The organism is Agathobacter ruminis, assembly GCF_002735305.1.
In the GTDB taxonomy this organism is placed as follows: domain Bacteria; phylum Bacillota; class Clostridia; order Lachnospirales; family Lachnospiraceae; genus Roseburia; species Roseburia ruminis.
In genome coordinates this window covers 57125-71488 of the sequence record NZ_PDYG01000018.1, presented here as the reverse complement: position 1 = coordinate 71488, position 14364 = coordinate 57125, and the positions used below count along the sequence as shown (strand labels likewise).

General features: G+C 44.0%; 18 protein-coding genes and 1 pseudogene. All 19 read left to right on the top strand.

The window, feature by feature from the left end:
- The first annotated feature begins 190 nt into the window (after positions 1-190).
- The 19 genes and pseudogenes from CSX02_RS05090 (at position 191) to CSX02_RS05000 (ending at position 14362) form a co-directional block, all read left to right on the top strand.
- A complete protein-coding gene (locus CSX02_RS05090) occupies positions 191-820 on the top strand; it encodes a type IV toxin-antitoxin system AbiEi family antitoxin domain-containing protein (protein WP_189281350.1) in 630 nt (209 codons plus the stop codon).
- Positions 821-1684, top strand: coding sequence for a hypothetical protein (locus CSX02_RS05085; protein WP_099385853.1), 864 nt, complete (start codon positions 821-823; stop codon positions 1682-1684).
- A complete protein-coding gene (locus tag CSX02_RS05080; RefSeq protein ID WP_099385852.1) occupies positions 1684-3045 on the top strand; it encodes an aminotransferase class I/II-fold pyridoxal phosphate-dependent enzyme in 1362 nt (453 codons plus the stop codon). Before CSX02_RS05085 ends, CSX02_RS05080 begins: the two co-directional genes overlap by 1 nt.
- Complete coding sequence (locus CSX02_RS05075; RefSeq protein WP_099385851.1) at positions 3024-3620, top strand: nucleoside/nucleotide kinase family protein; 597 nt, start codon at positions 3024-3026, stop codon at positions 3618-3620. The genes CSX02_RS05080 and CSX02_RS05075 overlap by 22 nt, the downstream gene beginning before the upstream one ends.
- Before the next feature lie 18 nt (positions 3621-3638).
- The gene (locus tag CSX02_RS05070) at positions 3639-4073 is read left to right on the top strand and encodes a YaaR family protein (RefSeq protein ID WP_408607268.1); all 435 of its coding nucleotides are present in this window, start codon (positions 3639-3641) and stop codon (positions 4071-4073) included.
- Positions 4074-4093: 20 nt separating this feature from the next.
- Positions 4094-5098, top strand: a complete 1005-nt coding sequence (locus CSX02_RS05065) for a DNA polymerase III subunit (RefSeq protein ID WP_099385850.1) — start codon at positions 4094-4096, stop codon at positions 5096-5098.
- Positions 5086-5961 (top strand): annotated as a pseudogene (locus CSX02_RS05060) (PSP1 domain-containing protein); the annotation flags it as partial. The gene CSX02_RS05065 and the pseudogene CSX02_RS05060, both read left to right, overlap by 13 nt.
- Positions 5962-6130: 169 nt before the next feature.
- Positions 6131-6901, top strand: a complete 771-nt coding sequence (locus CSX02_RS05055) for a tRNA1(Val) (adenine(37)-N6)-methyltransferase (protein ID WP_099385848.1) — start codon at positions 6131-6133, stop codon at positions 6899-6901.
- Entirely contained in the window at positions 6898-7734 is an 837-nt protein-coding gene (rsmI, locus tag CSX02_RS05050) for a 16S rRNA (cytidine(1402)-2'-O)-methyltransferase (protein WP_031543992.1), read from the top strand. The genes CSX02_RS05055 and rsmI overlap by 4 nt, the downstream gene beginning before the upstream one ends.
- 8 nt (positions 7735-7742) lie before the next feature.
- Entirely contained in the window at positions 7743-8513 is a 771-nt protein-coding gene (locus CSX02_RS05045) for an NAD-dependent protein deacylase (RefSeq protein WP_099385847.1), read from the top strand.
- Positions 8510-8704 (top strand): DUF951 domain-containing protein, encoded by a 195-nt coding sequence (locus CSX02_RS05040; protein ID WP_031543990.1) that lies wholly within the window; start codon positions 8510-8512, stop codon positions 8702-8704. The genes CSX02_RS05045 and CSX02_RS05040 overlap by 4 nt, the downstream gene beginning before the upstream one ends.
- 106 nt (positions 8705-8810) lie before the next feature.
- Positions 8811-9101, top strand: a complete 291-nt coding sequence (gene rpsF, locus CSX02_RS05035) for a 30S ribosomal protein S6 (RefSeq protein WP_031543989.1) — start codon at positions 8811-8813, stop codon at positions 9099-9101.
- 22 nt (positions 9102-9123) lie between these two features.
- Positions 9124-9561, top strand: coding sequence for a single-stranded DNA-binding protein (locus tag CSX02_RS05030; protein WP_031543988.1), 438 nt, complete (start codon positions 9124-9126; stop codon positions 9559-9561).
- 17 nt (positions 9562-9578) lie between these two features.
- Positions 9579-9833: a 30S ribosomal protein S18 gene (gene rpsR, locus CSX02_RS05025; protein WP_031543986.1), complete on the top strand. Its 255-nt coding sequence runs from the start codon at positions 9579-9581 to the stop codon at positions 9831-9833.
- A gap of 376 nt (positions 9834-10209) precedes the next feature.
- Positions 10210-10503 carry a dihydrofolate reductase family protein gene (locus tag CSX02_RS05020; protein WP_189281348.1) on the top strand — a complete coding sequence of 98 codons (294 nt, stop codon included), beginning with the start codon at positions 10210-10212 and terminating at the stop codon, positions 10501-10503.
- Positions 10504-10512: 9 nt separating this feature from the next.
- Positions 10513-11307 carry an aminoglycoside N(3)-acetyltransferase gene (locus CSX02_RS05015; protein ID WP_099385845.1) on the top strand — a complete coding sequence of 265 codons (795 nt, stop codon included), beginning with the start codon at positions 10513-10515 and terminating at the stop codon, positions 11305-11307.
- Between the two features lie 176 nt (positions 11308-11483).
- On the top strand, positions 11484-11918 hold the full coding sequence (locus CSX02_RS14165; RefSeq protein ID WP_099385844.1) for a DUF2752 domain-containing protein: 435 nt from the start codon (positions 11484-11486) through the stop codon (positions 11916-11918).
- A gap of 12 nt (positions 11919-11930) precedes the next feature.
- The gene (locus tag CSX02_RS05005; RefSeq protein WP_099385843.1) at positions 11931-12530 is read left to right on the top strand and encodes a DUF4234 domain-containing protein; all 600 of its coding nucleotides are present in this window, start codon (positions 11931-11933) and stop codon (positions 12528-12530) included.
- 380 nt (positions 12531-12910) lie between these two features.
- Positions 12911-14362: an aminotransferase class I/II-fold pyridoxal phosphate-dependent enzyme gene (locus CSX02_RS05000; RefSeq protein ID WP_099385842.1), complete on the top strand. Its 1452-nt coding sequence runs from the start codon at positions 12911-12913 to the stop codon at positions 14360-14362.
- Positions 14363-14364 lie beyond the last annotated feature (2 nt).

The window sequence follows — 14364 nt, the reverse complement described above, 5'->3', positions numbered from 1 at the left end:
AAAGAAGCGGTGCGCGGCTTTGCTGAGAATCTTGCTTTCGAATGCCGTGTGTCCTGACCGGTCGGTAAAGGGTGCCGGGGTAGAAAAGCGCAACAGGAAGGGGAGACTGAGGGGGATGAGAATGGACAGAGGAGGGAATATTTGATACAATGAATTTATCTACCACGATAAATTTTTTGGAGCGGAAAAAATGGCAACCTTTTATAAAAGAGATGAAAAAGCAGATGAAATCCTACAGACTTTGAAGGAGCAAATCAATCTGCATGATGGAATTTTGAAAAGAGAACATTTGAAAGCACTGGGAATCGATTATCGTAGGGTTCTGGATTTTGTTGAAACAAAGGATTTGGTGCGCATTCGAAATGGATATTATACAGATACTTTGGACCGCTTTCAGGAAGAGTCACTGATACATGCGCTGTTTCCGGATGCGGTTCTTTGTATGGAAAGCGCTTTGTTTGTGCATGGGTATATCAAAGAGCGACCATTCGCGTGGAACCTGGCGGTGGATAAGAATACGTCGAAATCAAGATTCGTGCTCGATTATCCGAAGGTGATACCGTATTATACGGAGGAGCAGAGTCTTTTGATTGGACAGACAGAGATTCAATATGAGGGAATCGACTTTAAAATCTATGATAAGGAGCGAGTAATTTGCGACTGTCTGAAATATGAGGCCAAGATGGATCGCGCAATTTATCGGGAAGCATTACTTAGCTATATCAATGACGAGAATAAGAATATTGCAAATCTGATGGCTTATGCGCGTGAGCGCAAAGTGGTCAAGAAGGTGCAGAATATCATAGGAGTGTGGCTCTAAATGCGAGAAGCGGTAACAAAGCAATGGCTCAAAGAAAAGAGCAAAGAAATGCAATTGCCGTTCGCGGAGCTGTTGAAAGGGATTTTGCTGGAGGACTTGCTCTATAAAATTCTGTGTGAAGACAGAGCGGTTCAATTTGTGCTGGAAACAGATGCGATGATTGGAGAAGAAGCATACCGAAAGGGTGTGGATTTGCCGATTCGACTGCTATTCCGGTCGAAGATGGAAATTGCGGAAACCAGTCTGCAGGAGAAACTGCTCGCAGAAGGCGAATTTGAGTGGGAATTGTCGGAAGCGATTGCAGGGGAGGATGGCAGTCGACGCTTTGTCGCGACAGGACATGTAGAGGATATGCGTGTGCCATTGATTTTGCAATTGGAGTCCAAAGGAGAACATCCAATCTATATGGATTTGCGATCCTATCGGGGGCTGATACACAAAGATACACTGGATTATCGCGTGTGTGCGCCGGAGCTGGAACTGGCGGACTGCATTTGTCGGATTCTGAGTCATCTGGAACTGATTTCCGGAATGGATTATTATGACCATGCATACCAGATTATTGATCGCAATGCAGTGGATGGCAGAAGAGTCGTAGAGGAATTGCATCGCATCTGGACGGCACCAAAGACGGTATCGCTTGTGCATACGGTGAGCGGCTATGCGCATTATACCTACATGAAAAAACGCTGGATCAGTTATTGCAAGAATCAGGAAAAAAATACCGGGATTCATAGACAGGAGATTCCATGGGATGAGCTTGTAAATAAATTGTGCACCTTTATGGAGCCGATTTATGAGAGCTTTTGTAAAGATGAAATATTTATCGGCGACTGGATGCCGGAGCTGGGACGGTTTATGTAATGTCTATTTTGAAGCAATTGGAACAATTAGAAAAATCAAATATGTATCCGTTTCATATGCCCGGGCATAAAAGACAAATGCAGGGGAGATACCCATATGGGATTGACATCACGGAAATAGACGGGTTCGATGATTTGCATGATGCGACCGGAATTTTAAAAGCTGCGCAGGAAAAAGCGGCGAAACTGTATGAATCCCGAGAATGCTTTTATCTGGTTAACGGAAGCACCTGCGGAATTCTGGCGGCAATCAGCGCAGCGGTTCCGCTTGGAGGTAAAATCCTTGTGGCGCGCAATTGCCATAAAGCCGTATATCATGCAATGCAATTACGCCAGGCGAGAGCCGTATATTTGTATCCGGAAGTGGATGAATACGGAATCAACGGCGCGGTGACGATTGGGTCTGTCGAAGTAGCGGTCGAAGCTGCAGCGGAAGCAGGAGACGGATTTGATGCATGCGTAATCACATCACCGACTTATGAGGGAATCGTGAGTGATATTCCAAGGATTGCACAGCTTTTGCATGAAAGCGGGATTCCGCTGATTGTTGACGCGGCACATGGAGCACATTTCGGAATGCATCCATATTTTCCGGAGACGCCGACAAAGCTGGGCGCAGATGTGGTCATCATGAGTATTCACAAGACACTTGGAGCGCCTACGCAAACCGCATTGTTGCACCGGTGTACAGACAGAATCAGTTCCGAGCAGCTTTCCTTATATTTGGATATATATGAGACAAGTTCGCCGAGCTATGTTCTGATGGCGGCGATGGAAGTCGCTTTGGAGCATGCAAAAACCGCGGATTGGGATGCATATGCGAAGCGATTGCAAAACTTTTACATGCAGGCTGCACGATGCAGCATCACTATATTGCAAATGGATGATCCATCCAAAATCATCATATGCGGAAGGAATCTGGCGGAGCGGTTGCGCAAGGATTATGAGATCGAAGTCGAGATGGAAAGCTATGCTTATGTGATTTTGATGACTTCGGTATTTGATACGGATGAAGGATTCGCACGTCTGATTGCTGCACTGCAGGAGATGAAAGCGGAAGAATGCTTACTCCCTGTTCATCGCGAAGCAACATCGCATATTCAGGAATATCCGATTGCACAGGCAATCGAAATGCCGTCGCAGTATGCAGAATTGTTTGCGGCTGCGGGATTGATCAGTGCAGAATATATTTATCTTTATCCTCCGGGAATTCCGGTTTTTATTCCGGGAGAGAGGATAGAGGAACAGGATTTGACTGAATTGAAATCCTGTATGGATGCGGGACTGGCAATCAAAGGTCTGGCGCATCCGGGAAAAATCAAAGTTGTAAAGGATGAAAAATGGGAAAATTATATTGTTTGATGGGCAAAAGTGCTTCCGGAAAGGATAGCATTTATAAAGAATTGCTGAAGCAGCAGGATTTTCCGTTGCGCTGCGTCCTGCCATATACAACGCGCCCGCGCCGCGAGGGGGAACAGGATGGAATCGATTATTATTTTTGCGATGAGCAAAAAGTAAAAGAACTCGAAGAGGCAGGTAAGATCATTGAGCTTCGATGCTATCAGACTGTGCACGGCCCGTGGAAATATTTTACGGTGGACGATGGACAGATTGATTTTACGACAAATGATTATCTGATTATTGTGACATTGGAAGCATATGAACATATTGTTTCCTATTTCGGGCAGGCGAAGGTGGTGCCAATCTATATCGAGGTGGAAGACGGAGAGCGTCTGGAGCGCGCTTTGGCTAGAGAACGGCAGCAGTCGCATCCGAAATATGCGGAAATGTGTCGCAGATTTCTGGCGGATTGCGAAGATTTCTCCGAAATACATCTTGAAAAAGCAAAGGTCACCAGGCGTTTTGTCAATGAAGATATGACACAGACGATAGGGGAAATTATAACCTATATGAAACAACAGGCGAATGAGAGATAGGAGATGCCTATGGATCACATGAAAGTCAATCAGGCACAACCGATATCGCAGGTGCCGGAGACGGCAAAAGTCCCTGAAGGGGACGGATCATTTAAATTCACACTGGCGAGTGCCATCACGGACGCGGATTTGCAGGCAAAAGTGGATTCCCTGCTCAATGACATTACCGCGCAGGGAAATCGCATTGCGGAGCATATGGATATCCGCGATATGAAAAAATACCGCGGACTGGTCAAAGACTTCCTGAATGAAGTCGTTTATCGTTCACACAAGTTTTCGCGTGAAAATTTCCTGGATCGCAAGGGAAGACATCGCGTTTATGGTATTATAAAACTTGTGGATGCTAATCTCGATGAGCTTGCGAGCGCATTGGTGGCAGATGAAAAAGACCATTTGTCCATATTGGCAAAAATCGGCGAGATTCGCGGATTGTTGCTTGATATTATCACATAAAAAGGCAAAGGAATAAAAGAATGGCCGGATATCAGGATATCGTTGGGCATAAAAGGATTAAGGAACAGTTAAAGAGTGCAATCGAACTGGATAAAGTATCGCATGCATATATCTTTCACGGGCCGAAAGACTCAGGAAAGATGATGCTGGCAGAAGCATTTGCAATGGCACTGCAATGCGAGCAAAAGAATCCGTGCGGCTGCGGAGAGTGTCGTTCCTGCAAACAGGCGATGCATCGGAATCAGCCGGATATCATTTATGTACAGCACGAGAAACCGAATGTCATCTCCGTGCAGGAGATCAGAGAACAGCTGGTTGGCGATATGGAAATTAAACCGTATAGCAGCCGCTACAAAATATATATTATTGATGAAGCGGAAAAGATGAATCCGCAGGCGCAGAATGCAATTTTAAAAACCATTGAAGAGCCGCCACATTACGGAATTATCTTGCTTCTGACGTCAAATGTTGATATGCTTTTACAGACCATACGCTCGAGATGCGTACGCATCGACTTAAAGACGGTGGCGGATGATCTGATTCGAAAATATTTGATGGAAAAACATCAGATTCCCGACTATCAGGCAAATGTCGCAACGGCATTCGCTCAGGGCAATGTGGGAAAGGCTGTGCATCTGTCGACTTCGCAAGAGTTTGCGGAGGAAAAGAATCAGGTGCTTTCCATTGTGCGTAAAGTATCCGACCTGCGCATTGCAGATGTCGGAGACAGAATCAAAGAAATGGAAGTATATAAGGATGACATGGGAGAATACCTGAATTTGATGCAAATCTGGTATCGCGATGTCTTATATTGGAAATCGACCGGACAGATTGACGGGCTGATTTTCCGAGACGAGTTACAGGAAATACGAAAACAGGCAGAACGACTCGCTTACAGAGGACTGCAAATAGCATTCGACTGCATAGAGAAGGCGCGATTGCGGCTGCAGGCGAATGGTAATTTTGAATTGATTATGGAGTTGTTACTGCTGGAAATAAAGGAGATTTATCAATGGCAAGAATAGTAGGCGTTCGTTTTCGCAACACCGGCAAAATTTATTACTTTGATCCGGGCGAATACGATATCGATATGGCAAATCATGTAATTGTGGAGACTGCGCGGGGGCTTGAGATGGGAACCGTGCTCATTCCGCCAAAGGATGTTCCGGAAGAAAAAGTGGTACAGCCGCTAAAGCCGGTTATCCGTATTGCGACGGATGAGGATGAGGCGAGTGCACAAAAGAATAAGGAAAAAGAAAAAGATGCGCTTCGACTCTGCAAGGAAAAGGTTGCAAAGCATGGACTCGAAATGAAACTGGTCGGTGCAGAATATACATTTGACGGAAGCAAATTACTGTTTTATTTTACAGCGGACGGACGAGTAGATTTCCGTGAGCTGGTAAAAGATCTCGCATCCGTATTCAGAACCAGAATCGAGCTGCGCCAGATCGGTGTGCGCGATGAGACCAAGATTCTCGGCGGTATTGGAATTTGCGGACGTGAGCTTTGCTGCAAATCATATCTGACCGACTTTGTACCGGTATCCATCAAAATGGCAAAAGAGCAGAATCTTTCCCTGAACCAGACCAAGATTTCGGGTGTTTGCGGTAGATTGATGTGTTGCTTGAAAAACGAGCAGGAAACATACGAATATCTGAATAAACGCTTACCATCAAACGGTGACACCGTAGATACCTTTGACGGACTGCAGGGAATTGTCAGCGGCGTAAATGTATTGCGACAGACAGTGAAAGTATTGATCGACAATGGTGATACAAAGGAATTGCATGAGTATCCGGTGGAACAGCTGACCTTCAAATCACGTAAAAAGAATGTTCAGGTAAGCGCCGAAGAGGAGAAAGCTTTCGCAGAGCTAGAAGACGCAGGAACCGTTGAAAACGACAACGAAACAAGTCTGAAGACGCCAGAAAAGGACAATAATAGCGACAATAACGAGCAAAAATCGACAAACAAAGGAAACCATTCCAACCATAAAAATCACAAGAACCGCCGTCGCCGCAACCACAATTCCGGCGACCATCAGAACAAAAAGAAAAATGACGAAACAGCAAAACAATAATCTGGTGAATCCATGGGAACGCGTGGATGAACTCGAAAGAAAAGGATATCGCATCATTCAGGATCCGGAGCGATTCTGCTTCGGAATGGATGCAGTGCTGCTGGCTGATTTTGCGAAAGCAAAAGAAGGAGAAGAGATTCTCGACCTCGGAACGGGAACAGGGATTATACCGATACTGATGTATGCGCGCTATGAATGCGGTCATTATACAGGGTTGGAAATCCAGCCGGAAAGCGCGAATATGGCAAGTCGGAGTGTGCAATATAACGAACTTGAGGAACATATCTGTATTCGGCAGGGCGATATCAAGGATGCATCGCAGCAGTTTGGCGCATCTTCCATGGATGTGATTACCACTAATCCGCCCTATATGATCGGAATGCATGGCATTCGCAATCCGCAGGAGCCGAAGGCGGTTGCGAGACATGAAGTACTGTGTAACCTGGAGGATATTATCCGGGAAAGCGCAAGGCTTTTGAAACCGCAAGGGCGGTTTTATATGATACATCGGCCGTTTCGGCTGGCAGAAATCTTTTCTATGATGGTGCAGTATCACATCGAGCCAAAGCGAATGCGGCTTGTATATCCTTATGTGGATAAAGAACCAAATATGGTTTTAATCGAAGGAAGCCGTGGAGGAAAAAGCCGCATCACAGTGGAAAAGCCTTTGATTGTCTATGACAGGCCGAATGTCTATACGGAAGAGATTTTACAAATCTACGGAAAGAAAGACGGGAACGGATCATGAGCGGAATGTTATATCTATGTGCAACGCCAATCGGAAACCTTGAAGATATTACCTATCGGGTATTGCGTACACTCAAAGAAGTGGATCTGATTGCAGCAGAAGATACCAGAAACTCCATCAAGCTCTTGAATCACTTTGAAATCAAGACACCGATGACGAGTTATCATGAATTTAATAAAATAGAAAAGGCATACAAACTGGTAGAATGGATGCGTGAAGGCAAAAATATCGCATTGATTACAGATGCGGGAACACCGGGAATCTCCGATCCGGGGGAGGACATCGTGCGAATCTGCTACGAAGAAGGAATCGAAGTGACTTCGCTTCCCGGGCCTGCAGCATGTATCACAGCATTAACCATGTCAGGGATGCCGACGAGACGCTTTGCCTTTGAGGCATTTTTGCCGCGAGACAAAAAAGAGCGCGCACAAATTCTCAAAGATCTCGAAAATGAGACAAGGACCATCATTCTGTATGAAGCACCGCATCGTCTGCAACGCACCCTCGAAGAATTGCAGAAGTCGCTTGGCAACCGTGCAATCACAGTGAGCAAAGAGCTGACGAAAAAGCATGAAAAGAAATGGAAAACAACGCTTGAAGAAGCAATCGCATATTATGAAGACCATGAGCCGAAAGGCGAATATGTATTGATTCTCGAAGGCAAATCCCATGAGGAAATCCGCAAGGAAGAGCAGCAGTCATGGGAGGAAATCAGTATAGAAGACCATATGGAGCAGTATTTGTCGCAGGGCATCGACAAAAAAGAGGCGATGAAGCTGGTGGCGAAAGATCGCGGTGTCAGCAAGCGTGATATTTATCAGGCACTTTTATAGGAGGAAAGATGGAAGCAGAAGCAAGAGATCAGATCAAAGAACTGGCACAATGGATGGAAGCCGTTGACAAGATTTGTTTTTTTGGCGGAGCGGGCGTGTCCACAGAAAGCGGCGTACCGGATTTCCGGAGCAAAGATGGTTTGTACAATCAGCATGATGTACGCTTCGACCGTTATCAGCCGGAGTATTTATTGAGTCACAGCTGCTTGAGAGACAATCCAAATGTCTATTTTGAGTTTCATAGACAGAAAATGGACACGAGAGAGATTGAGCCGAACAAGGCTCATAGATATCTTGCAAAGCTTGAAGAATCAGGCAAACTGATCGGTGTGGTTACGCAGAATATCGATGGATTACACCAAAAGGCCGGAAGCAAGCGTGTCTTTGAAATACATGGAAGCGCATTGCGCAATTATTGTATGAATTGTGGCAAAACCTATCCGTCTGATTATATCTTTGCATCGCAGGAAGCAATCCCGCACTGCACCTGCGGAGGAATCATTCGTCCGGATATTACCTTATATGAGGAGGGACTTCCGGAAGACGCAGTTGCGCAGGCGGTAAATGCAATTGCGAAAGCTGATATGTTGATCATTGGAGGCACATCACTGGCTGTTTATCCGGCTGCTTCCTTTATTAATTATTTCCGGGGCAAGTATCTTGTGGTCATCAATCAGAGCCAGCTTCATGTCAGAGAGGCTGCAAATACAATGATTATCCGGGAACGCATTGGTGAAGTCTTCGGAGAACTTGCAAAAGAGCAGGGGATGACATTATGAATGAATACAATTATGAAGTGGGCGATATTGTAAAATTGAAGAAACCACATCCATGCGGAAGCGATACATGGGAAATCCTACGTGTCGGTGCGGATTTTCGTCTGAAATGCAATGGATGCGGGCATCAGGTCATGGTTGCACGCAGGCTGGTAGAAAAAAATACACGAGGTTTGACAAAGAAACCCAAATAATGCTTGCAATCGTGTGTGATTTCTGATAATATATGGTTTCGTGGTATATTAAATTCCTTGCTCGTAAAGATTTACGGGCCAGAGACCAAAAGGAGGTAAAAATCGCATGACAAAGTATGAATTGGCACTCGTCGTAAGTGCAAAGATCGAAGATGATGCGAGAGCTGCAGTAGTTGAGAAGGCAAAAGAGTATATTACTCGTGCCGGCGGTACTGTATCAGAAGTAGAGGAGTCAGGCAAGAAGAGACTTGCTTACGAAATCCAGCATCAGGCTGAAGGATTCTACTATTTCATCCAGTTCGAAGCAGAGACATCTGCACCAGCTCAGATTGAGATGGATGTTCGTATCATGGATAATGTTCTTCGTTTCTTATGCGTCAAGAAAGACGAGCAGTAGAACTTAGAAAGTAGGATAAGGTATGAATAAAGTAATTTTAATGGGAAGATTAACCCGCGATGCGGAAATCAGATATTCTCAGGGGGACAATGCAAGAGCAATTGCTCGTTTTTCACTTGCAGTTGACCGCCGCTTCCAGAGACAGGGAGAGGAAGCACAGACTGATTTCATCAACTGTGTTGCATTTGGCAAGACTGCAGAGTTTCTCGAGAGATTCGGTCACAAGGGAACCAAGTTTGTTTTGGAAGGTCGCATTCAGACCGGAAGTTATACAAACAAAGACGGACAGAAAGTCTACACTACCGATGTTGTCGTAGAGAATATTGAATTCGCAGAGAGCAAGTCTTCGTCCGGAAACAATGGCGGATTTAGTCCGGCAGGCGCACCGGAACCAAGCGGAGCAGATAGCGGATTCATGAACATCCCTGACGGAATTGACGAAGAGATACCGTTTAATTAAAACAGGAGGAAAAATTCATGGCTTTTAATAGAGAAGAAGGCGCACCTGCAAAGAGACGCCCAATCCGTAGAAGAAGAAAGGTTTGTGTATTCTGTGGTAAAGATAATGTAATCGATTACAAGGATACCAACAAATTAAAGAAATTCGTTTCAGAGCGAGGCAAGATCCTTCCTCGTCGAATTACAGGAAACTGTGCAAAGCATCAGAGAGCTCTTACTGTAGCAATCAAGCGTGCTCGTCACGTTGCTCTTATGCCTTACGTACAGGACTAATATCGTATTTTTTAGAGACAGACCATTTCTGGTCTGTCTCTTTTTTTATCATAAAACAGACTGTGGATGGTAACGGTGAGACCTTTTCTTAGCAGTTATATATTTATAGCAATGAGGCAGTATTTTAACACACCAAAGTAAAAAACAATAGACATATAGAACAGAAGTTTCCGGAAATGTTTCCGGTAAAATTGGTTGAAATCTACAAATTCTTCATTTCTACAAAAATTTTCGTAAAATTTCGTTGACAAATTTAAACGATTAAATCACTATGTTTATTAACGAAGCGCATGGTGCGATATAGATTTTTAAGTCAAGACTCGCTCGCGAGTCTTGCGCACGGATTCGGACAATAATAGGTGGAAATGAAACAGTAGTGCCGGATATTATTTTAGGCCATGAAGCCGTTGGCGAAGTGATAGAGGTAGCCAAGGCATTTGAAATCTTAGAGAACGACTACGAGATTCACACAATCATGCTAGAGGGTGGAGGAACACTTAACTGGACACTGATTCAAAAGAACATGGTTGCTGAGATGGTTGTGCTTAGATTGCCAATTATTATTGGTGGAAAGAACAATATTAAGCACTGCCAGGCAACAAGAAAATATAATCTTAAAGGATTAGAATTTAGAAATGGAATAGTAGTTGAACGCTACGAAGTTGCATAGGAGGGAATAATGGCAAACAGAAAATTTGTAACAAAAAATCACATTGTAGAGGGATTAAAGGAAGTTGGCATTCAGGCAGGTGATATCGTAATGGTTCACACATCACTGTCTGCCTTTGGATTTGTCTGCGGTGGTGCCCAGGTAGTGATTGAGGCATTGCTGGAGGTTGTAGGAAATGAGGGTACAATCATCATGCCTACACAGAGTTGGAAGAATATGGATCCAGAGGCTGGTGTTCACTGGGAAGAACCAAAGGAGTGGTGGCAGGATATTCGTGATAACTGGCCAGCTTATGACAAGTATTTGACACCGACAAATACAATGGGAGCTGTGGCGGAGCTTTTCCGTACATTGCCGGGAAGTGAAAGAAGCGATCATCCTGTTCGCTCAGTGGCAGCCTGGGGCAAGCTTGCTAAATACTTTACAGAAAACCATGATTTAGTGGATATATTTGGGGAAAATTCCCCTGTGGGAAAGTTGTATCAGCAGGATGGCAAGGTACTTCTGCTAGGTGTTGATTATGACAAGAATACATCCATTCATCTGGCAGATGTAAGAGCTGATTACCCGGGTAAGACAACAGAGACTGTCCACTGTGCAGTGAAGGAAAATGGTGAGAGAAAGTGGATAGGCTTTGAGACTTTACTTGTGGATGGGGAGGATTTCGTGGATATTGGCAAAGCTTTCGAGGAAAAGTACGAGATAGTAAAGACAACAATCGGAGATGCTACCGTCCGTGTTATGAATCAGCGTCAGCTTGTTGATTTCGCCACAGAATGGATTGAAAAAAATAGAAATAGATAATCGATAATTTGAAGTTTGTTGTTTTGTTTATTCTTTTGGTTATTAGGTAAACGATTGTGGATGAGAATAGATTAACGGAACAATATAATTCGAGATTGTGAAAAGATTTCTTGTATAATTAATGAAGATAGGATAAACTCTAATTGTTGAATTTTAGATAAAGCTTGGAATCTGATATGCGAAGGGAAATGATGAAATATAAAAAAATAAGAGATTGGCTGATTGCCATTCTTGCAATTATTCTGTTTTATATCTTCTTATCTGTAATAGGTATCGGATGTCCAATCAAATTTCTGACAGGTGTGTCATGTCCGGGCTGTGGAATGACACGTGCGTGTCATGCATGTATTCATTTGCACTTTAAGGAGGCATTTTATTATCATCCACTATGGATGATGCCTATCATCTGGTTTGTATTATGGATACTCAAGACAACAAGATCAGACCGATGGAAACCGATATATACTTGGTTCTGCAGATGTGCAGTGGTCGTATTTCTTATTGTTTATGTGATTCGGATGCAGTTTCCGAATCAAGATATTGTAGTATTTAATCCGACTAACGGATTTCTATATAGTCGGTTAAAGAGTATTATTAAATTATTTAACTAGGAGGAAGAAAAAATGTTTTGTTCAAATTGTGGAAAGAGTATTCCTGATGGATCACAGTTCTGCCCAGAGTGCGGTGCAAAATGTGGAGTTAACAATGGTTCATTCGTGAACAATGCGCAGCAGGCCTTCAATAATGCAGAGCAGAGCCTACATTCAGAATTCAGAAATATCGGTAATGAATTTACCGGGAATGTAAATCCGGGACAGGGGCCTCTGCAGACAAACCGTAGTTTGATTACGTACATAATTTTGACAATCATCACTTGTGGAATTTATGGATATTGGTTTGTTTATAAGATGGCACAGGATGTTAACACAGCTTGTGAAGGGGACGGAGAATCAACAGCAGGCCTTGTGGCATTTATCTTGTTAAGTATTATAACCTGCGGAATCTATGCTTATGTTTGGTATTATAAGCTTGGTAACCGTTTGGCTGCAAACGGACCTCGCTATGGTCTTACTTTCCAGGAGAACGGTACAACCGTAATTATGTGGTTCATTTTTGGATCATTACTTTGCGGAATCGGTGCTTTAGTCGCAATGAATATCCTGATTAAGAATACCAATCTAATCTGCATCGGATATAATCGAGCACATGGATACATGATGTAAAAGATATTTTACGAAAACAAAGGGCAGTCATGCAATTTGCATGGCTGTCATTTGCTATACGCTAAAATGTGTATTGGGAAAAAGATAATAATCGATATTGAAATCTATTGACATGACACATGGTGAAAAGTATACTTTATAATGTTAGATAAAAACGGAGCAAGTTTTGCCTAGCGAATTATTGATTGAGTTAAAAGCTCAAATTTTATAAGTTGATTACTTTATAATCGGGTTTATCATCATCTTGTGAAACGGTCAATAAGAGTAGCCAAAATTTACTCTGAAAAGCGGAAACGAAAGATAGCATAATAAGCGAGCAAGTGATGATGATATCACTTGCTTTTTTTTATCGAGAGAAATAAAAGGTTAAGGGACAGGAAATGCATAAGTTCGAGCAAAAGAGTGCGCCAATCTGTGAAGCATTGGAGCGATTCAAACGAAAGAGAGTGGTACCGTTTGATGTACCGGGACATAAGAGAGGCAGAGGCAATCCGGAGTTGATGGAATTGCTGGGCAAACAATGTGTTGGATTGGATGTCAATTCCATGAAACCGCTTGATAATCTCGGTCATCCGGTTTCGGTCATCCGTGAAGCGGAAGAGCTGACTGCGGATGCGTTTTCGGCATCGCATGCGTTTTTGATGGTCAATGGCACAACCAGTTCGGTACAATCCATGATTCTGTCCGTTTGCAAAGCAGGAGACAAAATCATCATTCCGCGCAATGTCCATAAGAGCGTCATCAACGCCATGGTTCTCTGTGGCGCCGTACCGGTTTATGTGGAAGTCAAAGTGAATCCGAAGATTGGCATTGCACTCGGTGTGGAAGTGGAATCGGTGCGTAAGGTGATGGATGAGAATCCGGATGCAAAAGCGATTCTGATTAACAATCCAACCTATTACGGCATCTGTTCCAATTTAAGAGAAATCGTAAAGATTGCGCATGAGCGCGGAATCAAAGTGCTGGTTGACGAGGCGCATGGCACACATTTGTATTTTAACCAAAATCTTCCGGTCTCCGCGATGGAAGCCGGCGCGGATATGGCCGCAGTCTCCATGCACAAATCCGGCGGTTCGCTGACACAGAGCTCGATTCTGCTGTGCGGAGAGAGCATGGATGCAGAATATGTGCGGCAGATTATCAATCTGACCCAGACAACCAGTGCATCATATCTGCTGCTTTCGAGTCTGGATCTGTCACGCCGCAATCTGGCATTGCGCGGGGAGGAATCCTTCGAAAAGGTGGCACATATGGCAGAATATGCGCGCGAGGAGATCAACGAGATTGGCGGATTCTATGCCTATGGAAAAGAATTGATTGATGGAGACAGCGTGTATGACTTTGATGTAACCAAGCTGTCTGTCTATACACAGGGAATTGGTTTGACCGGAATCGAAGTATATGATCTGCTGCGCGACGAATATGATATTCAGATTGAATTCGGAGATATTGGAAATATTCTTGCATATATCTCAATCGGAGATCGCATTCAGGATATCGAGCGACTGGTTGGAGCACTTGAAGATATCAAGCGATTGTATGAACGTGATTCCAGCGATCTGTATTGCGGCGAATTCATTCAGCCGCAGAATGTGATGACACCGCAACAGGCATTTTATGCCGAAAAGGTGCAAAAACCGCTGCATGAAACCAGTGGATGCATTTGTGCGGAGCTGGTAATGTGCTATCCGCCGGGCATTCCGATTTTGACACCGGGCGAGCGTATTACGAGTGAGATTATTGAATATATTGATTTTGCAAAAGAAAAAGGATGCAGCCTGCAGGGAACATTGGATCCGACCGTTGCGCTGATCAATGTCATCAAGGAGTAGAG